General features: G+C 66.0%; 17 protein-coding genes and 1 tRNA gene. 11 read left to right on the top strand and 7 right to left on the bottom strand.

Annotated elements, in window-relative coordinates; translation table 11 throughout:
- Positions 1–5 precede the first annotated feature (5 nt).
- From RXV88_RS01960 to RXV88_RS01950, 3 genes are all read left to right on the top strand, one after another.
- Positions 6–1,685, top strand: a complete 1,680-nt coding sequence (locus RXV88_RS01960; protein ID WP_316290224.1) for a TIGR01244 family sulfur transferase — start codon at positions 6–8, stop codon at positions 1,683–1,685.
- A 93-nt stretch (positions 1,686–1,778) separates the two neighbouring features.
- Positions 1,779–3,527, top strand: a complete 1,749-nt coding sequence (locus RXV88_RS01955; protein ID WP_316290221.1) for a sulfate permease — start codon at positions 1,779–1,781, stop codon at positions 3,525–3,527.
- Between the two features lie 597 nt (positions 3,528–4,124).
- A complete protein-coding gene (locus tag RXV88_RS01950; RefSeq protein WP_316290219.1) occupies positions 4,125–4,532 on the top strand; it encodes a hypothetical protein in 408 nt (135 codons plus the stop codon).
- A 3-nt stretch (positions 4,533–4,535) separates the two neighbouring features.
- Here the strand turns inward: RXV88_RS01950 and RXV88_RS01945 are convergent.
- A tRNA-Thr gene (locus tag RXV88_RS01945) sits at positions 4,536–4,611 on the bottom strand.
- A 279-nt stretch (positions 4,612–4,890) separates the two neighbouring features.
- Here RXV88_RS01945 and RXV88_RS01940 point away from each other — a divergent pair.
- Positions 4,891–8,112 carry a calcium-binding protein gene (locus tag RXV88_RS01940; protein WP_316290218.1) on the top strand — a complete coding sequence of 1,074 codons (3,222 nt, stop codon included), beginning with the start codon at positions 4,891–4,893 and terminating at the stop codon, positions 8,110–8,112.
- An 11-nt stretch (positions 8,113–8,123) separates the two neighbouring features.
- On the opposite strand, the gene xylB is transcribed toward RXV88_RS01940, so the two are convergent.
- The 4 genes from xylB to RXV88_RS01920 are packed head-to-tail and all read right to left on the bottom strand — an operon-like array spanning position 8,124 to position 13,343.
- Entirely contained in the window at positions 8,124–9,575 is a 1,452-nt protein-coding gene (gene xylB / locus RXV88_RS01935; protein WP_316290216.1) for a xylulokinase, read from the bottom strand.
- Between the two features lie 48 nt (positions 9,576–9,623).
- On the bottom strand, positions 9,624–11,123 hold the full coding sequence (locus RXV88_RS01930; RefSeq protein WP_316290215.1) for a heme biosynthesis protein HemY: 1,500 nt from the start codon (positions 11,121–11,123) through the stop codon (positions 9,624–9,626).
- 10 nt (positions 11,124–11,133) lie between these two features.
- Positions 11,134–12,549: a hypothetical protein gene (locus RXV88_RS01925; protein ID WP_316290213.1), complete on the bottom strand. Its 1,416-nt coding sequence runs from the start codon at positions 12,547–12,549 to the stop codon at positions 11,134–11,136.
- Between the two features lie 53 nt (positions 12,550–12,602).
- Entirely contained in the window at positions 12,603–13,343 is a 741-nt protein-coding gene (locus RXV88_RS01920; protein WP_316290211.1) for a uroporphyrinogen-III synthase, read from the bottom strand.
- A gap of 72 nt (positions 13,344–13,415) precedes the next feature.
- Between RXV88_RS01920 and tsaD the strand changes: the two genes are divergently transcribed.
- From tsaD to RXV88_RS01900, 4 genes are read left to right on the top strand one after another with little or no spacing between them, the layout of a single operon-like run.
- Entirely contained in the window at positions 13,416–14,498 is a 1,083-nt protein-coding gene (tsaD, locus tag RXV88_RS01915) for a tRNA (adenosine(37)-N6)-threonylcarbamoyltransferase complex transferase subunit TsaD (protein WP_316290209.1), read from the top strand.
- Positions 14,495–15,454, top strand: a complete 960-nt coding sequence (locus RXV88_RS01910) for an NAD(P)H-dependent glycerol-3-phosphate dehydrogenase (RefSeq protein ID WP_316290207.1) — start codon at positions 14,495–14,497, stop codon at positions 15,452–15,454. Before tsaD ends, RXV88_RS01910 begins: the two co-directional genes overlap by 4 nt.
- Before the next feature lie 2 nt (positions 15,455–15,456).
- A complete protein-coding gene (locus RXV88_RS01905) occupies positions 15,457–15,732 on the top strand; it encodes a YciI family protein (protein ID WP_316290206.1) in 276 nt (91 codons plus the stop codon).
- Positions 15,729–16,148, top strand: a complete 420-nt coding sequence (locus RXV88_RS01900; RefSeq protein ID WP_316290205.1) for an EVE domain-containing protein — start codon at positions 15,729–15,731, stop codon at positions 16,146–16,148. The genes RXV88_RS01905 and RXV88_RS01900 overlap by 4 nt, the downstream gene beginning before the upstream one ends.
- 249 nt (positions 16,149–16,397) lie before the next feature.
- Here the strand turns inward: RXV88_RS01900 and RXV88_RS01895 are convergent, their stop codons facing one another.
- Positions 16,398–16,739: a DUF2853 family protein gene (locus tag RXV88_RS01895; RefSeq protein WP_316290203.1), complete on the bottom strand. Its 342-nt coding sequence runs from the start codon at positions 16,737–16,739 to the stop codon at positions 16,398–16,400.
- A 308-nt stretch (positions 16,740–17,047) separates the two neighbouring features.
- Here RXV88_RS01895 and RXV88_RS01890 point away from each other — a divergent pair, with 308 nt between their 5' ends.
- The 3 genes from RXV88_RS01890 to tmpT all read left to right on the top strand — a co-directional run bounded on the left by RXV88_RS01890 (position 17,048) and on the right by tmpT (position 19,222).
- Entirely contained in the window at positions 17,048–17,650 is a 603-nt protein-coding gene (locus RXV88_RS01890) for an HD domain-containing protein (RefSeq protein WP_316290201.1), read from the top strand.
- A gap of 47 nt (positions 17,651–17,697) precedes the next feature.
- Positions 17,698–18,513 (top strand): class I SAM-dependent methyltransferase, encoded by an 816-nt coding sequence (locus tag RXV88_RS01885; RefSeq protein WP_316290199.1) that lies wholly within the window; start codon positions 17,698–17,700, stop codon positions 18,511–18,513.
- A gap of 70 nt (positions 18,514–18,583) precedes the next feature.
- A complete protein-coding gene (gene tmpT / locus RXV88_RS01880; RefSeq protein ID WP_316290197.1) occupies positions 18,584–19,222 on the top strand; it encodes a thiopurine S-methyltransferase in 639 nt (212 codons plus the stop codon).
- A 131-nt stretch (positions 19,223–19,353) separates the two neighbouring features.
- Here tmpT and ahcY read toward each other — a convergent pair whose 3' ends face one another.
- Positions 19,354–20,754 carry an adenosylhomocysteinase gene (gene ahcY, locus RXV88_RS01875; protein WP_316290196.1) on the bottom strand — a complete coding sequence of 467 codons (1,401 nt, stop codon included), beginning with the start codon at positions 20,752–20,754 and terminating at the stop codon, positions 19,354–19,356.
- Positions 20,755–20,865: the final 111 nt, after the last annotated feature.

Raw genomic sequence — 20,865 nt, 5'->3', positions numbered from 1 at the left:
AGATGATGGACATCCGGAAAATCACGGCCGACGTCAGCGTCGGCCCGCAAATCACTGCCGCCGATGTGGCGGCGATCAAGGCCGAGGGCTTTCGGTCCATCATCTGCAACCGCCCGGACGGCGAGGGCGCGGACCAGCCCGGCTTCGAAGAGATCCGCGCCGCCGCCGAGGTCGAAGGGCTGGCGACTGCCTTTCTCCCGGTGCAGTCCGGTCTGGTGCAGGACGAGGACGCCGAGGCCTTCGGCAAGGCGCTGCGCGAATTGCCGGGACCGGTTTTCGCCTATTGCCGCACCGGCACGCGCTCGGCCACGCTGTGGTCGCTGAGCCAGGCCAAGACGAAGGCGATGCCCGACATCCTCGCCGCCACCAAGGCGGCGGGCTATGACATGAACGGTGTCGCGCGCCGCATCGCCAACGGCGGCAAGACCCCGACCGATACGGGCGACGCCAAGTTCGACGTCGTGATCGTCGGCGGCGGCGCCGGCGGTATCGCCGTCGCGGCCAGCCTGCATGCCCGCAAGCCCGGGCTCGACATCGCGATCGTCGACCCTGCCGACATCCACTATTACCAGCCCGGCTGGACCATGGTGGGCGGCGGTATCTTCGAGCCCGCGCAGACCGCCAAGACCATGGGGTCGCTGATCCCGCGCGGCGTGAAGTGGATCAAGGCCGCCGTCGCCGCCTTCGAGCCCAAGAACAACGCCGTCATTCTGGATGGCTGCCGCGTGGTGACCTATGACCGGCTGGTGGTGACACCGGGGCTCAAGCTCGACTGGGGCGCGGTCGAGGGGCTGGAGGAGACGCTGGGCCGCAACGGCGTCACGTCGAACTACCGCTACGATCTGGCGCCCTACACCTGGCAGCTGGTGCAGCAGCTGAAATCGGGGCGCGCGATCTTTACCCAGCCGCCGATGCCGATCAAATGCGCCGGTGCGCCGCAAAAGGCGATGTACCTGTCGGCCGACGCCTGGCATCGGCGCGGCGTGCTGAAAAACATCGACATCCAGTTCAACAACGCCGGCGGCGTGCTCTTCGGGGTCAAGAATTACGTCCCGGCCCTGATGGACTACATCGAGAAATACGGCGTCACGCTGAACTTCTTCCACAATCTCGTGGCCATCGACGGCCCGGCGAAAACCGCCACCTTCAAGGTCGCCAAACCGGATGCCGAGGTCGAGACCGTGACGACCGAGTTCGACATGATCCACGTCTGCCCGCCGCAATGCGCGCCGGATTTCATCCGCGTGTCGCCGCTGGCCGATGCGGCGGGGTGGGTCGACGTGGACCAGAGCACCCTGCGCCACAAGACCTACGACAATATCTGGAGCCTCGGGGACGTGATGAACGCGCCCAACGCCAAGACCGCGGCCGCCGCCCGCAAACAGGCGCCCGTGGTGGCCGAGAACATCGTCGCCGACATCCGCGGCCGCGCGCCGGTGGCGCAATACGACGGCTACGGCTCATGTCCGCTGACCGTCGAACGCGGCAAGATCGTGCTGGCCGAGTTCGGCTATGGCGGCGCGTTGAAACCCAGCTTCCCCGGCTTCCTGATCGACGGCACGAAACCCAGCCGCCTGGCGTGGTTCCTGAAGGAAAAGATGCTGCCGCCGATCTATTGGCAGGCGATGCTGAAGGGCAAGGAATGGATGGCCAAGCCCGAACCCCTCAAGGTCGCCGCAAAGTAGGCCGACCTTTCCGCCCGGCCACGGGCAAGACTGCCGAATGCGGGCCCGAACGCGCCCCGGCCCGCATTCACCAAGAATGGACGAAGACCGATGATGAACGCGCTAAGACGCTATGTACCCGCCCTGGAATGGGGGCGTGAGTACGACCGTTCCGCATTTTCCGACGACCTGACCGCGGCGGTGATCGTGACGATCATGCTGATCCCGCAATCGCTGGCCTACGCCCTGCTAGCGGGCCTGCCGCCCGAGGCGGGGATTTATGCCTCGATCGTGCCCATCGTGCTTTACGCGATGTTCGGCACCTCGCGTGCGCTGGCAGTGGGGCCGGTGGCGGTGGTGTCGCTGCTGACGGCATCGGCCATCGGGCAGGTCGCCGAACAAGGCACGGCGGGCTATGCGGTCGCGGCTTTGACTCTGGCCTTCCTGTCGGGCGCGTTCCTGCTGGGGCTGGGGCTGTTGCGGCTGGGCTTTCTGGCCAATTTCCTCAGCCATCCGGTGATTGCCGGGTTCATCACCGCCTCGGGCATCCTGATCGCCACCAGCCAGCTCAAGCACATCCTGGGCATTTCCGCCGAAGGGCATACGCTGATCGAGATGGCCGGGTCGCTGCTGACGCATCTGGGGCAGATCAGCGTGATCACCCTGATCATCGGCGTGGCCGCGACCGGCTTTCTCTTCTGGGTCCGCAAGGGGCTGAAGCCCCTGCTGCGCAACGCCGGGCTGTCGCCGAAACTGGCCGATGTCGCGACCAAGGCCGGGCCGGTGGCCGCGGTCGTCGTCACCACGCTGTCGGTCTGGATTTTCGGGCTGGACGGTCAAGGGGTGAAGATCGTGGGCGAGGTGCCGCAAAGCCTGCCGCCCTTCACCATGCCCGGGCTCAGCCTCGATCTGATCCGGCAGCTTGCGGTGCCGGCGATCATGATCTCGATCATCGGTTTCGTGGAATCCGTGTCGGTCGCACAGACCCTTGCCGCCAAGAAACGCCAGAGCATCGACCCGGATCAGGAACTGATCGGCCTCGGCGCCGCCAACCTTGGCGCGGCCTTCACCGGCGGGTTTCCCGTAACTGGCGGCTTTTCCCGCTCGGTCGTCAATTTCGACGCGGGCGCGCGGACCCCGGCCGCCGGGGTCTATACCGCCGCCGGGCTGGCCATCGCGGCCATCGGCCTGACCCCGCTGGTCTATTACCTGCCCAAGGCCACGCTGGCCGCGACGATCATCGTCGCCGTGGTCAGCCTGATCGACCTGTCGATCCTGAAAAAGACCTGGACATATTCCCGATCCGACTTCGCCGCCGTCCTGGCGACCATCGTGCTGACCCTGGCGCTTGGCGTCGAAACCGGCGTTGCCACCGGCGTTCTGGTGTCGATCGGGCTGCACCTCTACAAGACCTCGCGGCCCCACGTGGCCGAGGTCGGGCTTGTCCCCGGCACCCAGCACTTTCGCAACATCAATCGCCACCGGGTCGAAACCGATCCCGAACTGCTGATGCTGCGCGTCGACGAAAGCCTCTATTTCGTCAACGCCCGCTTTCTGCAGGACCTGATCCAGACCCGTACCAGCACCGATTGCAAGACCCGCAACGTGGTCCTGATGTGCTCGGCGGTGAACGAGATCGACTTTTCGGCGCTGGAAAGCCTCGAGGCGATCAACACCCGCCTGAAAGAGATCGGCATCGGCTTTCACCTGTCCGAGGTCAAGGGCCCCGTGATGGACCGCCTGCGCAAGTCGCATTTCCTGGACGAGCTGAACGGCAAGGTCTTCCTGGCGCAATACGACGCCTGGGCGACGCTGGGCAAAAGCCTGCACACCTCCGACCCGGAAAAATACGACTATCTCTGACTCCGTTCCTTGGTGCCGCGCCACCTGATTTGTATGCTTGCACGACGCCAGAGGACGGTTAAACGGAACGCCGGTAAAGCCGCGGCACACCACACCCGCGGCGCAGAAGAAGACCAGTGGGACGCCCGCGTCCCGCACGCCGCCGTAGCTCCGCTGGTAGAGCACGTCATTCGCAATGAGTGCTCAAGCGGCACTTTTCCAAAACATAATCAAGATGTTAGGCGATTTTGAAAATCTCGTTTTCGAGAATGTCACGAGAAATCGCAAGTTCGAAGTGTGACGTTTGTTTTCGCCACGCTGGCCACATTCAGTCGGTGCGGCTAAATCGGTTCGATGAGCAGACGGATATTCTCAGCAGCGGAAAGAGAAACCATATGGCTGGAACATGGCGGCTGTGTCGCCGCCCGGTCGCCTCCGGTGAGATGCACGTTGAGCATGTGGTAGCGGTAGATTAAATGACAAGCCGAATGAGCTAGCTGCACTGGTTGCGAAGCTGGGGCTTCCGGCAGATTTCTAGATCGAGTCTTTTCAAAACTGGCGACCATCCCATAGCGGCTGCAACTTGAAAAGTCCGGCATTGCCTACGATGCGCCCATCGTGGGACTGGAAATTTTGTCCAAGGTAGACCGCTCAGCGAAAGCCAAGAAGCGTGCCGAGCAGGTCAGAAGCGACCACCAACCAGAGACAAACATCGCTGCCATCATCCTCGCGCTAGAGGCAAAGACAGCCAAGCAGGAAAAACGTGAGGGGCTCGAAGTCGCTCTACGAGACTATGCGGCGTGGCACGAAGCGCAGCGACCTGACGCGCTAAGAGGCGAACCGCTCGACCTCGGTTTTGGGTTTCTTGTGAGTGGTGGTGCACTGCGGGTAGTGAAGCAACACTATGGTTATGGAGCAGGGCGTTCGGGCCCAAACATCCCAAATCACATGCTGTGCCCAAGTTGTGGCAACCCATACTTCAATGGAGCACGTTGCACCCTTTGTGGTACGATGGATGATGACTAAGAATGGTGCCTCAAGAGGGACTCGAACCCCCGACCTTGTCCTTACGAAGGACCTGCTCTACCAGCTGAGCTATTGAGGCGAACCGCCCGTGCGTTTAAACGCAGCGGCCGGTCCGTTCAAGCGTTTTCCGCTTGGAAAGCGGCAAGAATCTCGTCGTCGCTTTTCGGGTCCGCTCGCTCACATGCCGCGATGTAGTACCAGTCACCGCGCCTTCGGTTCATCTTCCAAGGGATGGCGCGAAGGTTCCACCGCATATGCAGCCCCGAGATCACGCACAAGCGTGCCCGCGCACTAATGGTCCCGTGGTGTTCCGAGTTTGGACTGCCGACCGTGCGCATTGATTTACCAGGGGCAGACCATGGCACCGGATTTCCAGAATATCCTCGTCGAGCTCGGCAGCGGCGTCTATTCCGTCGCCTTCCCGACACGGCCCGACGCCCCGCAGGACATCACGATCACAGACAGCGACGGCGCGATCATCGTGCCGCCAGAGGAAGACCGCGCGCAGCTTTTGCAGATCTACGAATATCTGTTTTCCATCGGCAGCGGCACGAACCTGCAGACCAACCTGTCCGAAGCGCAAGGCACGGTGTTCAGCCTGACCTATGTCGAGGCGGTGCAAGAGGCCATCCACAACGATCTGCTTTACCTGTCCCAGCAACTCGACGCCGAAACCTTGGAAGAGGCGGCGCAAAACATCATTCCGTTTGGCGAGTTTGTCTTTGGCGTCGCCTGGGGCGCCACGCTAAAGGCGGTCTTCGGCCGCTTGCCGGGGCCTCTGGAAGACGTGGCCGCGGCGCTTGGCAACGTGATCGGACTGAACGCCGCGCTAGAGCCGCTGACAGACCACATCGGCGATTACTCGGCCTATGTCGCACTGTCCGCGGCCCGCGACGCCGCGGGCACCCTGTCGCAGGTGCGGGCCGAGCTGATCGCCAGCCTGCACAACATCCAGGGCATCGGGCTTGAGGACCCCACGCCGGTCACCGTCGAGGACTTCGTTCAGATCGAAGAACACTTCGCCCATCTGAACTTTCTGCAGCAGCAGGTCGGCACCTTGCTGAACTACGCCAGCTTCATGGTGGAATCGGTGCCCTTCGATCTGTCGCTGGGCGAGGACAATCCGGTCTTCGATTTCCTGTTCCGGCCGCTGACGGTCGAGGAGAAAATCGGGCTCGTTCCGGTGATCGGCGATCTGGTCGATATCGCCACGATCATCATCGATCTGGCCAATACGGCGGCGGCCTATGCCGATGCCTCCGAGGCGATGCAGCTGCTGCAGGACTACGATTTTGCATCGCTCGTCGCCAATGCGCAGACCTCCAGCTATTTCGCGTCAGAGGCGTTCGAGACCGCCATCGACCGTGTCGCGGGCGTCGCCGTAACCGGAACCGAAGAATCCGACACCGTCTTCGGCGCGGCGGGTGACATGACGTTCAACGGTTTGGCGGGCGACGACACGGTCTACGTCAACAGCGACGACAGCTTTGCCCTTGGCCACGACACCATCAACGGGGGCGAGGGCGAGGATGTCGTCGCGATCCACGGCGCGGCCTTCGATCCCGACCGGCTGAGCGACCAGCGCCCCGGCGGCGGCTTTCTCTATGAGATCGATGCCGATAACAGCGTGCTGCTGAACGGTGTCGAAAGGCTCGATTTCGTGACCACCGGTGAGAGCATCCCGCTCGACGTCGAGGCAGGCCTCTTTGCGGTGGGCGACAGCGTCGGGCTGATCGAGGTGCTCAGCTCGTCGGTCTACGACACGCTGAACCCCGACCATACGGGTGACAATCTGACAGTGGACGCCGCCGGTCACCTGGCCAGCGCGGGAGAGGGTTTTGCGTCCTTCATCAATTCCGGCGGGTATTACGGCGGCGGTTCCAGCCTGCGCGTGATCTCGACCGATGCGGATGACGGCGCCCCGGTCCGCAGCGAACTCTGGCTTGGCGACTATGCCTGGAACGTCGATCCCGACGCTTTCGACCACGTGCCGGGCTATGGCGAGGTCGCCCTGACCGGCGCCTATGCGTTCACCCCGGGCGGGGGCAACACGCTGATCTCCGGCGCGCTTGTGATGCTCGACCTGGAACCGGGGCTCGAGGATTTCGACGGCGTCACCTGGCAGAGCGACGTACCCCTCGGCATGGCGGATTGGAACTACGGCGATCTGGTCGCCTCGGACCCGCTGATCGGCAGCAGCGATCCAAGCGTGATCTATTCGCGGGGCTTTTACGCCCTGCCGGGCCAGCCGCTCGATTCCGCGGCGCACGGCGGCACGCTTACCGCGTTGACGCGCTACGTCGAGCAAGAGACCTTTGCCGTCGGGCAGCGGCTCTTGAATGTTGCGCTGCCGCCCAGTGACTCCGCCCCCTACCAGCATCTGGTGTTTCTGGACGGCGCGATCTGGCTGGACGCCATCGCCTACAACGAGGACGGGCAGCTCTTCGGTGCGGGGCGACCTGCCGATGCGCCCGGTACGCCGCAGGCGCTCTACCACATTGACTCCGGCACCGGCGGCATGACCGAACTGGGCCCCTTGCCTGCCGGGGTCAACGACCTGGTGCTCACCGGCAGCGCCGAGGAACTGACCGAATTGCTGGGCTCGGTCGCGGTCGACCCGGACGCCCCCGATCCGTTCGAGGGCACGGCAGAGCCCGACAGCATCCAGGGCACCGAGGCCGGGGATATCATCGCAGGCCAGGGCGGCGACGACACCATCGACAGCGGCGCGGGCGACGATCTGGTGCAGGGCGGCGACGGGGACGATCTGCTTTCGTCGGGCGAGGGCAACGATTCCCTGCTGGGCCAGGATGGCGACGACACGCTGTCCGGCGGCGACGGCAGCGACAATATCGCGGCCTCTGCCGGAAACGACGTGGTGTCGGGCGGACCCGGGGGCGACCTTATCGGTGGCGGGCCGGGCAACGACAGCATGACCGGCGACGGGGGCGACGATTTCATGGGCGGCGGCCAGGACGACGATACCATGGACGGCGGCGCGGGCGATGACGTGGTCAACGGCGGCCCCGGCAACGACCTGCTGAGCGGTGGCGACGGGGCCGACACGCTGGGGGCGTCGTTCCACGACGATACCGTGAACGGCGGAGCGGGCGACGACAGCCTCGGCGGCGGGGCCGGTTCCGACCTGCTTTCCGGCGACGGCGGCAGCGATTCCATCGGCGGCGGCGAGGGGAACGACACCATCAGCGGCGGCGACGGGAACGACTTTCTGGCGGGCGGCGGCCGCAACGACATGATCGCAGGCAATGCCGGAAACGATACGCTCAACGGCGGCGACGGCGACGATACCCTGTCCGGCGGGGCGGGCGCGGATGTCTTCGTCTTCAATGCCTTCCGGGACGGCGACGCCGACGTCATCACCGATTTCGAGGATGGACCCGACCGCCTGCGGCTGACCGGGGTCGAGAACGCCCCGGGGTCCGGCCTTGCGGGCAAGTTCGCGGCCCTGGATATCACCGGCACCGCGCAGGGCGCGCTGATCGAATATCAGGGCCACAGCATTCTTTTGGAAGGTGTCTCGGCCGGGGACCTCGGGCTGGACGATTTCGTCTTTCTCTGACCCGCAGAGCGCTATTGAATGGCCCGGATCGCCGGATAGGCGGCACGGAAGCGTTGATAGGCCGTGTCGAAATCGGCGCGCAGGGTCGTCTCGGGCTGGACCGTTTCGGCGATATCAGGCGGGGTCATGATCTCTTCGGCCTTTGCCCCGGTGGTGGCCGCCATGCCCAGCCGGGCCGCGCCCAGCGCCGCGCCGAACTCACCGCCCGCAGGCAGATGCAGCGGCAGGTCCAGCACCGTCGCCATCAGACGCACCCAATAGCGCGACGCGGTTCCGCCACCGATGGCAAAGAGGCTCTCCATCCGGGCGCCGGTCTGCCGCAGCGCCTCGAGGCTGTCGCGCATGGCGAACGACACGCCCTCGAGAACCGCACGTGTCATGTCCTGCCGGGTCGTGCCGGTGGCGAGGCCGGTGAAACTGCCACGGATCCCGGCGTCGTTATGCGGCGTCCGCTCGCCCGAGAGATAGGGCAGAAACCGCACCGTGCCGGGCGCTTGCAGGGTCTCGCCCAGATCGGCGGTCAGGTCGGCCGGACGCTGCCCGGTGATCCGCGCCAGCCAGTTCAGGCTGTCCGTCGCAGACAGCATCACGCCCATCTGATACCAGCGCCCGGGCACCGCGTGGCAAAAGGTATGCACAGCCGTTTCCGGCGCAGGGCGATAACCGTCCCGTGCCGACAACAGCACCCCCGAGGTGCCCAGTGACACAAAGCCCTGCCCTTCGTCCAACGCGCCGATCCCGCAGGCGGCGGCGGCATTGTCGCCCGCGCCGCCCGCCACCGTGACCGGGCCTTTCACGCCCCAGGCCGCGCCCAGATCGGCACGCAGCAGCCCCGCGGCCTCCGACCCTTCGACCAGATCCGGCATCTGGTCGCGGCGCATGTGGCCCTGCGCCAGCAGATCATTCGACCAGTCGCGGCGACCCACGTCCAGCCACGAGGTGCCCGCGCTGTCGGACATGTCGGCCACGTAGGCCCCGGTCAGGTAAAAGTTGAGATAGGCCGCGGGCAGCAGCACCTTGGCCACCTGGGCGAAGATGCCGGGCTCGTTCTCGCGCACCCAGTCCAGCTTGGGCGCGGTGAAGCCGGGAAAGACGATATTGCCCGACAGCGCGCGGACGCCCTCGACCGCGTCGAGCCGTGCCGCCTGCGCCTGCGATCTTGTGTCATTCCACAGAATGCAGGGGCGCAGAACGCGCCCCTCGGCATCCAGCAGCGTCGCGCCGTGCATATGCCCCGCTACACCGATCCCGCGCAGATCGGCAAAGGCGGGGAGGGTGTCGCGCATCTGGGCCACCGCGCTGTCAAGCGCGGCGATCCATTCCGCCGGATCCTGCTCGGACCAGCCAGGATGAGGGTTGGCGACGGAATAATGCCGCTCGACCGACCCAAGCGCCCGACCCGCGTCATCGACAAGTAAGGCGCGCAGGCCAGAGGTGCCCAGGTCGATGCCCAGAAATGCCATGCGCGTGTCTTTCCTTCGCTTGCCCCGCAGGCGGGGCCGCGCCCGGGGTCAGGCGGTCTTGGCCGCCTCTTCCTTGGGCTCGTCGACGGTTTCTGCGTCTTCCACCTCGGGCGGATTGGGGGTCAGAACCTCTGCCTCCGGTTCCGGGGCGGGCTCTTCGCTCTTGTCCTCGATGGCGCCGATGATCAGCGGCAGCATTTCGGCCCCGCCGGGCAGGATGGATTCATTCTGCGGCGGGCTCTTCCACGACAGCGTGTCGAAGCTGCCGCAATTGTTGCAGATCGGCGTCCACTCCGCGTGGATGTTGTTGCACTTGTCGCAGACCCACTGCGGCCCGCGCGGCGAGGTCAGCGCCTTGGCCAGCCAGCCGCGCACCACCTGTTCGGACGCGCCCTCGCCCCGTTCGATCGCCGCCATGATCGTCAGCGCGCGCGAATCCGGGTCGTGTTCGGCCAAGTCCCCGATCGCGCGGCGCGCGCCCGGGAAATCCTCGGCGGCGAGGTTAAGTTCGGCCAGCAGCAGCCGCGTTTCGCGGTGATCGGGGTTGATCGCCGTCAACTGGCGGAACCGCTTGAGCCGGTCCTGCGGGGTCTCGTCCGGCACGATCTCGGCAAAGGCGGCGGCGAGGTCGGGATGCGGCTGCACTTCCCATGCCTTCTTGAGAAGACGAATGGCGTTCTTGGGGCGGTTGTTCGCCACATAGGACCGCGCCGCGAGCGAGGCCGCCGGGATCAGGTCGGGCGAGGCCTTGTTCGCCGCGATGGCCGCCTCGCGCGCCTCGATAGACTTGCCCTCGTCAAAGATGTCCTTGGCCTCGGACAGCGCCAGCACCGCATCGCGGCGGCGATAGACGTCGCGCGGCAGCGCTCCGTGCTTGAGCTTGGCCGCCAGCGTCTTGCGGGCACCGGCCCAGTCGGCCTCCTTGGCCTGCAACTGCAGCAGGGTGTTCTGGACTTCCTCGTGCTTGGGTCGGATGGCGAACGCCCGCTCGGCCAGCTTCAGCGCGGTGTCGGTATCGCCCGCCTCGAGCTTTTGCTTCATCAGGCCCCGCACGCCGACAAAGCGCGTCTCGTCGCGCTGCACCAGCCGTTTGTAGACCTCTTCGGCCTTCTTGCGGTCGCCCACCATTTCCGCGGCCTGCGCGGTGATCAGATCGGTCAGCTCGGGCTTGTGCAGGTATTTCTCGGCCTTGGTGGCCTTGGCCATGGCCAGCCGCCCCTCGCCCGAGGCCAGCGCCATCAGCCCTTCGCTCAGTGCCTGGAAGCCCTTGCGCTCGCGGTTACGGTCGAAGTAGCGCGAGATCGCGGTCTCGTCGCCGTTGATGAATTTCAGGATGGCGATCAGCAGCGAAAACAGCTTGAAGAACACCCAGACCGCGACCACCAGCACCAGTGCGGCCATCACCGATTGCAGGGGACCAAGCGTGTATTCGGTGCCGGCGACGGTGATCTGCACACCGCCCTGGCTTTCCATCAGATAGCCCGCGCCAAGGGTCAGCGCCGCAACCAGCGCCACGAAAAGGATAATCTTAATCAGCGACCAAAGCATGGTTCGACCCTTATTCCTGGTTCAGTTCTTGCGCGAGGCCGCTTGCCGCCTCGAGCGCCGCCCGGCGCGCCTGCGCCCGGCCCATCCAATCGGCCATGACCGCCTGCGCCGGTTCGGGCAGCTTTGCCAGTTCGTCCAGCGCGCCGCCAAGATCGCCGGCCTTGGCCGCAGCCTCGGCCCGTGACAGCACGGCGTCGGGATCGTCGCCTTCGCGCGGGGTGACCGACCGCGCGCCCAGCTGACGCTGAAGGAACGCGCCCAGCCCGCCGCCGTCGGCCTCGGCGCCGCTGCGCGCGGCGGTCAGCGCGTCGCGGGCGAGATCGGGGAAATCGGCGACAAGCGCGGTCAGGGTCGGCACCCCGTCCGCCGCGACCGAGGCGAGCGCATCGGGCACCGCCACGCCTTGCGACGTCAGGGTGTTCAGCGCCGGGCCGAAGGGGTCGCCGTCTTGCAGCGCAGTGCTGACCTGCGCCAGGGACGCGCGGGCCTGCGCCACACCGGCCTGCGCGCTGGCGCTCTGTTCGGCGGCGACGGCCTCGGCAGCGATATTCTCGATCTCGGCGCGCTGGGTTTCGACGGCGCTGCGGAGCGCGTCCAGCTCGCGCTCGTAGGCCGCTATGGCCTCGGGCGAAACGGCCTCGGTCATCGGCTCTTTTTCCAGCGCGGTCAGGCGGTCGCCGTAACCGGCGATCTGATCCGAAAGCTCGGCGAGCCGGCCGTCGACCGCATCGAACCGCGCCGTCAGATCGCCTACCGATCCCTCCAGCCCGCTGAGGTCGATCGCGCCAACCGCGCCGGACACCTCTCCGATCCGGCCTTCCAGCGCTTCGATCGCCCCGGCCTGATCTGCCAGTGCGCTGCGCGCTTCGTCCTGAAACGGGTCTGGCGGCGGGGCCAGGAACGGCAGGCTATCGCGGAGCACAGGCGAGGCGAAAAAGCCCAGCGCCGCCGCGACCACACCGCCCAGAACCATCGGAGCAAAGCCACCCTTGCGCACCACGGTTTCGCGCTCGACGACCTTCGGGGCGGCGGGCTCGGGTTCGGGTGTGTCGGCGGCCGGCTCCGGCTCGGCCTCGTCCTGGGTCAGATCGTCTTGCGCGGCCCCGGTATCGTCGGCGGCCTCTGCGGGTTCGTCCGTTTCTGTCCCGGATGTCTCCGACTCTCCTGGCTCTTCCGCCGTGGCCTCTTCCCCTTCGCCCTCTTCTTGCGAGGTCACGTCTTCGCCAGTCTCAGCCTCCGCCGATTCGCCCTCAGATTGAGGCTCTTCCTGGGGGGCGTCGTCTGGCGTGTCGTCTGACTGGGGCTCCTCCGGAACGACAACAGCGTCCGGAATCGTCTCTGGGTTCAGCTCTTTTTCGTCGGGGGCAGCGCCGGTTTCGTCGGTCGCGTTCTCTGGATTTTCCTTGGACTTGTCCGGTGTTGCCACGTATCCACCCTTCCGAATCTCAAACGATTGTCTAATCCGACTGACAATCGACCTTACTGCGCACCACCCCGGTCCTCAAGCTTTGCCGCAGCGGACAGCAGTTTTCTCACAGCCTCCCGCATCGCGTTCGCGTTCGGGGCGGCCGCGGTTTCCAGCATAGTGACATAGGCCGCGGGGACCGCGTCGGCCACTGTCTGGCTGATCGCGGCGACATAGATCGGCGCTTTGCCCAAATTTTGTGCGGAAAGATGCTGCGCCGTGCGGGGCGAAAACAACGGCACCACGACCGGAGCCGCGCCGTCCAGCGCCGCGCGGGCGTCGTCGGTCAGCGGCAAGAGCGGCTGGTCGTAGGCGATCACCTCCTGCGCGTCCAGGCCCGACGCCCGCAGCCGGTCCGCCACGGCGCCGCGGGAATGCGCGCCCCGGACATGCAGCAGACGGCCCTTGGGGCGGCGTTGCAGGATCATATCCACCAGCGCATCGGCGTCGCCGTCGGCGGACACCGCCGTCAGCCCGATCTCTTCGGCCACCCGCGCCGTCGCCTGCCCGACGCAGAACGCGGGCAGATCGGTCCGCCCGCCCAGCACACCATAGCTGTGCACGCCGTTGGCCGAGGTGAAGATCAGCCCGCCGAAGCCGTCCATGTCCGGCAACCGCCCGTTGGTGCGCGCCGCCATCAGCGGCGAAACCACCGCGCGGAACCCGGTCACGCCCGCGTCACGCAGCGCCTGCACAAAGGTCTCGGACGCCGCTTGCGGGCGGGTCATCAGCAGAATGGGGTCGGGCCGGGCCATCGACGCTCCGGGATTGTGGGGCGTATACTCTGGTGGTACCTGCAAGCCTGCACTGGCGCAACGGAAAGTCAAATGGCCCCGCCTCTCACCATCCTCGGCCTGGAAAGCAGCTGTGACGACACCGCCGCCGCCGTCCTGCGCGGGCGCGCGGTGCTGGCCTCGGTCGTCATGGGCCAGACCGAGCTGCACGCGGCCTTTGGAGGTGTGGTGCCCGAGATCGCCGCCCGCGCCCATGCCGAGAAGCTGGATCTGGCGGTCGAGCAGGCGCTGGCGCAGGCGGGCGTGACACTGGCCGATCTCGACGCCATCGCCGTGACCGCCGGTCCGGGGCTGATCGGCGGGGTGCTGTCGGGCGTGATGCTGGCCAAGGGGCTGGCCACCGGGCTGGGCAAGCCGCTGATCGGGGTCAACCACCTGGCGGGACACGCGCTGACGCCGCGACTGACCGACGACATGACCTATCCCTACCTGATGCTGCTGGTGTCCGGCGGGCATTGCCAGTTCCTGATCGTGCGCGGGGCCGAGGATTTCACCCGCCTCGGCGGCACCATCGATGACGCCCCGGGCGAGGCGTTCGACAAGACCGCGCGCATCCTCGGGCTGCCGCAGCCCGGCGGGCCGTCGGTCGAGGCGGCGGCGCGGGACGGCGATCCGGCGCGGTTCCGCTTCCCCCGACCGCTGCTGGACCGGCCGGGCTGCGATCTGTCGTTCTCGGGTTTGAAGACCGCGCTGCTGCGCCAGCGCGACGCGCTGGTCGCGGACCAGGGCGGCCTGCATGTGCAGGACCGCGCCGATCTCTGCGCCGGGTTCCAGGCCGCCGTGCGCGACGTGCTAGCCGAAAAGACCCGCCGCGCGCTGGCGCTTTACCTGGACGAAAACCCGAAGACACCGGGCTTTGCAATCGCCGGAGGCGTGGCCGCCAACGGGCCGATCCGGGCGGCGATGCAGGACCTTTGCGCCGAGCATGACGTACGCTTCGTTGCGCCGCCGCTGGCGCTCTGCACCGACAACGCGGCGATGATCGCCTGGGCCGGGGCCGAGCTTTTCGCCGCCGGGCACCGGGACGACATGACCCTTGTGGCGCGCCCGCGCTGGCCGCTGGATCAGAACGCGGCGCCGCTGGTCGGGTCGGGCAAGAAAGGGGCCAAGGCATGAGCCTGTCTGTTCTGGGCGCGGGGGCTTTCGGCACCGCTCTGGCCGTGGCGCTGGCGCGGGGCGGAACGCCCGTCGCCCTGTGGGCGCGCAACCCCGATCAGGCCGCCGCCATGACCGCCGACCGCAGCAACCCGCGCCTGCCCGATGTGCGCCTGCCCGACAGCATCACGCCCACCAGCGATCTGAACGTTGCCTGCGCGGCGGACATCCTGCTGCTGGCAGTGCCGATGCAGCAGCTTTCGGGCCTTCTGGCGCAGATGCCACAGACCCCGGGTCAACACCTGGTGGCCTGCTGCAAGGGCATCGACCTGGAGGCCGGCATCGGCCCCACAGGCCTTATCACCCGCGCGCATCCCGACGCGACCGCCGCCGTCCTGACCGGACCCAGCTTTGCCGCCGACATCGCCATCGGCCTGCCCACGGCCCTGACGCTGGCTTCGACCGACCGGCAAGCGGCCAAGACGCTGCAAGTGGCGCTGTCGACTCCGACGCTTCGGCTGTATCGCAGCGCCGATCCGGTAGGGGCGGAGCTGGGCGGCGCGCTTAAGAACGTGATCGCCATCGCCTGCGGGGCCTGCATCGGCTCTGGGCTGGGCGACAGCGCCCGCGCTGCGCTGATGACGCGCGGATTTGCCGAGATGCGGCGTTTCGCCGATGCCTTCGGCGCAGAGCCGGACACCCTGCTGGGCCTCTCGGGCTTTGGCGATCTGGCGCTGACCTGCGGGTCGGATCTGTCGCGCAATTACCGCTTCGGCCTGGCGTTGGGCCAAAACGCGGATTTCGATCCGGCCGCCACCGTCGAAGGTGCTGCGACCGCCCGCGCCGTCGCGCGGATCGCCGAAGACCGCAGCCTCGACATGCCGATCTGCGCCGAGGTGGCGCAGCTGACCACCGGCCAGCGCAGCGTCCCAGAGGCGATGCGCGCCCTGCTTTCCAGACCCCTCAAGGAGGAATGACCATGCTCGTCACCCTGATCGCCAAGGACAAACCCGGCGCGCTCGCCACCCGCAAAGAAAACCGCGAGGCGCATCTGGCCTATCTCAAGGCCACCGGCGTCGTCGAACAGGCCGGCCCGATCCTCGATGCCGAGGAACAGATGGTCGGGTCCGTGATCGTGCTCGACGTGGCCGACATGGCCGCCGCGCAGGATTGGGCCGACAACGACCCTTACGCCAAGGCGGGCCTCTTCGACAGCGCCGAGCTGTTGCACTGGAACCGGGTGATCGGCAAATGAAGTACTGGCTTTTCAAATCCGAACCCTCGACCTGGAGCTGGGACAACCAGGTCGCCAAGGGTGACGCGGGCGAGGAATGGGATGGTGTGCGCAATTACCAGGCGCGCAATTTCATGCGCGAGATGGCGGTGGGCGACCGTGGCTTTTTCTACCATTCGCAAAAGGAAAAGGCGATTGTCGGCACGATCGAGGTGATCGCCGAGGCGCATCCCGACAGCACCACGGACGACGACCGCTGGGAATGTGTGGACATCAAGGCGCTGTCGCCCGCGAAAACGCCCGTGACGCTGGACCAGATCAAGGCGGACGAACGGCTGTCGGACATGGTGCTGGTGAACAACTCTCGCCTGTCGGTGCAGCCGGTCACGCCAAAGGAATGGGCGATCCTTTGCGACATGGCCGGGATCGAGGGCTGACACCCCGGACGCACGCATGAAAAAAGGGGGTTCCGGCACCACCCGAAACCCCCATCACCCCGCGTGTTTCTCTACCCACCACACGCGAAAAGAATTCTGGGCCGGGCCGTTCTGGCCGGTGTCTCATGGATAGCCGAAATCGCGCCCTGCCGCAAATTCCAAGTCCCGAGAATACCAGTCGAAACTATGCCGAATTTGCACAAAAAAAGACCCCCTTAACGGGGGCCTTTTGTGATCCGGACGCGCCGGTCAGCCGTAGACGGCCTCTTTGCCGAAGTGCTTGGTGAGCATGTAATAGACCACCGCGCGGTACTTGTCGCGCTCGGAACGGCCATAGGTTTCGATCACCGAATTGATCGCATCCGTCAGCTCGGGGCCGTCGGCAAGGCCAAGCTTCTTGATGAGAAAGTTGTTCTTGACGGTCTCCAGCTCGCCGGGCTGGGTTGCGGCAACGGTGGACGCGTCGGCGTCGTAGATCGCGGGGCCGCAGCCGATCGTCACCTTGGTCAGCAGGTCCATGTCCGGTTCCATGCCGCATTTGTTGCGCAGGTCGTCGGCATATTTCGCGATCAGATCGTCACGCTTTCCCATCAGGTCTCTCCCTTTATTTCCGGGCTGCGCCGGATTTCCGATTGTCCGGGCCGACGCCGGGGATTCCGGCCGGCCTCTGGCGCGCATGCTGACGCGTTCCACCAAGTCTGACAATGGAAATGCGCCGCGAATTGCCCCGATGCGGCAGCGAAACGACACTTTGCGCGTCGGTCGCGGGCAAGAAGACCCCGCCCCGGCCTGCGACGCTGAGGCCACCGGGTCTTGCGCCCCGTTGCCTCATGCTATCCGATGGACAGGGGCCGGGGTCCCCTGCGGAGCCCGGCGAAGATTGGGAAAAGGGGGGCGTCATGGCCGATCAAACCGTCAGTTTCACCCAGATGAAGGATGGCACCGCCGAGGATTACGCGCTGCTCGAACGGCTGGAAAAGCCGTATCTGTCGCTGACCCCCGACCGGATTCTGGACGAATTGCGCCGGCAGGGCGAGACCACGCTCGAAGGCTACAAGATCACCCGCATGACCCACGGGCTTCAGGCCGCCACCCGCGCCGAACGTGACGGCGCGGATATCGACTGGATCGTCGGCGCGCTTTTGCACGACATCGGCGACGGGCTGGCCCCGCAGAACCACGACCGGTTCTCGGCCGAGGTGATCCGCCCCTTCGTGCGCTGGGATGTGGCCTGGGTGGTCGAACATCACGGCATCTTCCAAATGCTCTATTACGGGCATCACTACGGGTGGGACCGCAACGCGCGCGACCGGTTCCGCGACCATCCGTGCTTTCAAAGCTGCGCGGAATTCTGTGAACGCTGGGACCAGTCGTCCTTCGACCCCGGTTACGACGCCCTGCCGCTCGAACACTTCGAACCCATGGTGCGCGAGGTCTTCGCCCGCAAGGCCTACGACGCGGATGTGATCCGCGAAGGCTATGTCTCGCCGCTCCACGATTGACGCCTGCAGCCCCCGCCGCGCATTCTGGCGGGGCAAAGGGGGACATCATGGACAGCAACACCGAATGGCAAGTATCCGGCAATGCCGCGCAGCGCTACGAAGAGCATCTGGTGCCGGTGATCTTCGTGCCCTGGGCCGAGCATCTGATCGGGCGGGCGGGTCTGCGTGACGGGCAAGCGGTTCTGGATATCGCCTGCGGCACGGGAATCGTGGCGCGCATGGCGGCCGATAAGGTCGGTTCAGGCGGGCGCGTGGCCGGTGTCGATCTGAACGCCGGAATGCTCGCCGTGGCGCGGGACAGCGCCGCAGCCGAAGGCCGCAAAATCGACTGGCAAGAGGGCAACGCCCAGGACCTGCCCTTTGACGATGGCACGTTCGACGCGGTCTTCTGCCAGCAAGGGCTGCAGTTCTTTCCCGACAAGGTGACGGCTTTGTCGGAAATGCGGCGGGTGCTGAAGCCGGGCGGGCGGGCGCTGGTCTGCGTCGCGGCGGCGCTGGCAGAGAACCCGCTGATGCAGACGCAGGTGGCCGCCTTCGACCGGCATCTGGACAGCGCCAGCGGCGACGCGATCCGCGCGGTCTGCGGGCTGCACGACGCCGCGACCATCCGGGGACTGACCGCCGACGCGGGTTTCGCCGACGCCGAGGTCGAAAAGATTACGCTGACCCTGCGCCACCCCGACGCACGCGCCTTCGTCGCCGGGCTGATGAAGGCGACGCCGAATGCCGGGCGAATCGCCGACATGCCCGAGGACAAGCGCGCGCAGATCCTTCAGGATTTGCTGGACGGCTTCGGTGCCTGTGTCCAAGGCGATGCGCTGGAATTCCCGCATGTCTCGCATGTGATCGACGCGCGCGCTTGACGGCGCGCGCGGGGCACTCCAGACCTCGGACCAGACGACGGCAGAGCCGCGCAGGAACCGGACAGACACCATGGATCACGCCTTTTGGCACCAGCGCTGGGAAAACGGGCAGATCGGCTTTCACGAAGCCCAGCCGAACGCGATGCTGAGGGCGCATCTGGGCGCGCTTGAACTGGCCCCGGGCAGCCGCCTGTTCCTGCCGCTCTGCGGCAAGACCCGCGATATCGGCTGGCTCTTGGCTCAGGGCCTCCGCGTCGCCGGGGCAGAGCTGAGCGAGACGGCCGTCAAGGCGCTCTTCGCCGATCTGGGCATGACGCCAGAGATCGGCGTCCAGGGCGCGATGACGCTCTACAGCGCCCCCGGCCTCGACCTCTTTGTCGGGGATATCTTCGATCTCACGCCCGACATGCTCGGACCTGTCGATGCGATCTACGACCGCGCCGCGCTGGTGGCGCTGCCCGAAGGGATGCGGCAGGACTATGCCGCGCACATGACCCGCCTGGCCGGTGGCGCGCCACACCTTCTGATCACCTTCGAATACGACCAATCCGCCATGTCCGGCCCACCCTTCTCGGTCACCGGCGACATGGTGCAAGATCTCTACGGCGCGACGTATAACGTCACGGCATTGGAAGGCGCCGAGGTTCCCGGCGGCTTCAAGGGCCGAGTCCCGGCGCGCGAAACCGCCTGGCACCTGACCGCCCGCTGAACGCGCGGCCGCGCCCCGCCGCGCAACACAGTCCCGGGCTTGACCCGCGACCTCTGCCTCCAACCGCCCCGAAAACGAAAAACCCCGGCGCGGATCGGCGCCGGGGCAAAGTCTGCCGCATAAAACCCGCGTCAGTAGCGGTAATGCTCGGGCTTGAAGGGCCCTTCGGGCGTCACGCCGATATAGGCCGCCTGCTCGGGGTCCAGTTGCGTCAGCTTGACGCCGATGCGGTCCAGATGCAGCCGCGCGACCTTTTCGTCCAGCGCCTTGGGCAGGATGTAGACGCCCGGATGGTATTCGTCACCCTTCGTCCAAAGCTCGATCTGCGCCAGCACCTGGTTGGTAAACGAGGCCGACATCACGAAGGACGGGTGCCCGGTGGCGTTGCCGAGGTTCAGCAGACGCCCCTCGGACAGCAGAATGATCCGGTTGCCAGAGGGCATCTCGATCATGTCCACCTGGTCCTTGATGTTGGTCCACTTGTGGTTCTTCAGGTTGGCCACCTGAATTTCGTTGTCGAAATGGCCGATGTTGCCGACGATGGCCATGTCCTTCATCTCGCGCATGTGCTCGATGCGGATCACGTCCTTGTTGCCGGTCGTGGTGATGAAGATATCGGCGGTCTTGACCACATCCTCCAGCAGCACCACCTCGAAGCCGTCCATCGCCGCCTGCAGGGCGCAGATCGGGTCGACTTCGGTCACCTTCACCCGCGCACCCGCGCCTCGCAGGCTCGCGGCCGAGCCTTTGCCGACGTCGCCATAGCCCATAACGACCGCGACCTTACCGGCCATCATCGTGTCCGTGGCGCGGCGGATGCCATCGACGAGCGATTCCTTGCAGCCGTACTTGTTGTCGAACTTCGACTTGGTGACGCTGTCGTTGACGTTGATCGCCGGGAAGGGCAGCAGGCCCTTCTTGTGCAGATCGTAAAGCCGGTGCACGCCCGTCGTGGTTTCCTCGGAAACGCCCTGGATCGCCTCTTTCTGCTTGGTGAACCAGCCGGGGCTGGCGGCCAGACGCTTCTTGATCTGCGCGAAAAGGCAGGTTTCCTCTTCCGACGTCGGCACCTCGATCAGGTCGGTCTCGCCGGCCTCGACCCGCGCGCCCAGCAGGACGTACATCGTCGCGTCGCCGCCATCGTCGAGGATCATGTTGCAGGTGCCGCCCTCGCCGCCGAACTGAAAGATCTTGTCGGTGTAGGACCAGTATTCCTCGAGCGTCTCACCCTTGATCGCAAAGACCGGCGTGCCGCCCTCGGCGATTGCCGCCGCCGCGTGATCCTGGGTCGAGAAGATGTTGCACGACGCCCAGCGCACGTCCGCGCCCAGCGCAACCAGCGTTTCGATCAGAACCGCGGTCTGGATCGTCATGTGCAGCGACCCGGCGATTCTGGCGCCCTTGAGCGGCTTGCTCTCGCCATATTCGGCGCGCAGGGCCATCAGCCCGGGCATCTCGGTTTCCGCGATATCGAGCTCTTTGCGGCCAAAGCCGGCAAGCCCGATATCCCTGATGATATAGTCGTTGGCCATTTCATGGATTCCTGATCAGATTTGGAAGCGGCCATATCACCGGAGGTCTTAAACGGCAACTGATCCGGACTGCTGCCCCGGCAGAGCGCCGCTGGCCAGCAGACCGACCTT

The organism is Aestuariicoccus sp. MJ-SS9 (assembly GCF_032586235.1).
Taxonomy (GTDB): domain Bacteria; phylum Pseudomonadota; class Alphaproteobacteria; order Rhodobacterales; family Rhodobacteraceae; genus Aestuariicoccus.
This window is presented reverse-complemented; position numbering and strand designations above follow the sequence as displayed.